This is a genomic window from Bacteroides sp. An269 (genome assembly GCF_002159755.1).
GTDB classification, from domain to species: domain Bacteria; phylum Bacteroidota; class Bacteroidia; order Bacteroidales; family Bacteroidaceae; genus Phocaeicola; species Phocaeicola intestinalis.
This window is the reverse complement of the sequence record NZ_NFJG01000272.1, coordinates 1-519: the sequence shown is the minus strand read 5'-3', so window position 1 is coordinate 519 and position 519 is coordinate 1. Positions and strand designations below refer to the sequence as shown.

Here is a 519-nt window from a genome sequence, read left to right as displayed (position 1 = left end):
TGTCAGCGGTCATTCATATAGTTGTTGTCCATTGTGTCATTCAACTGTCTCATTCTTATATCTCCTTTTATATTTCAAAACATAAAAGATCCGGTTCAACAGTTTTCGGACTATCCGCACAATGGCCTTGTTAGGCTCCATCCGCCGTGTCAGCTTTGAAAAAGCCATGTTCAAGGCCGGGTCAATCCGGGCTGCGAACCATGCGCATTCTATCAGTTTGCTTCTTAACTGCATTTGCCCCCGGAAGGTCATCTCCCCCTTATTGTCTTTCTCACCCGTGGAGTGGGAAGTGGGGACAAGGCCGATATACCCCGCAAGCCTGTCCGAATTGGCGAAACGCCGTATATCTTCCAGTTCGGCGAGTAAAGACAAAGCCGTTATCATGCCTATGCCCGGGACGGAACGTAGCAGTTCGTAGTCGGTGGCATATCCGTCTGAACGGGAAAGCGCCCTCAGCTTCCGTGTCGCTTCCAGAAGAAGCCTGCGCTGTGACTCTACGGAATCCAGCAAAAGGGAAAG

The 519-nt window shown here is 50.3% G+C and carries 1 protein-coding gene; it reads right to left on the bottom strand.

Going from position 1 to position 519, the window contains the following annotated elements; all coding sequences use genetic code 11:
- Window positions 1–36 precede the first annotated feature (36 nt).
- On the bottom strand, window positions 37–519 hold a 483-nt coding region (locus B5F71_RS19700; RefSeq protein ID WP_143269969.1), incomplete at its 5' end, for a transposase.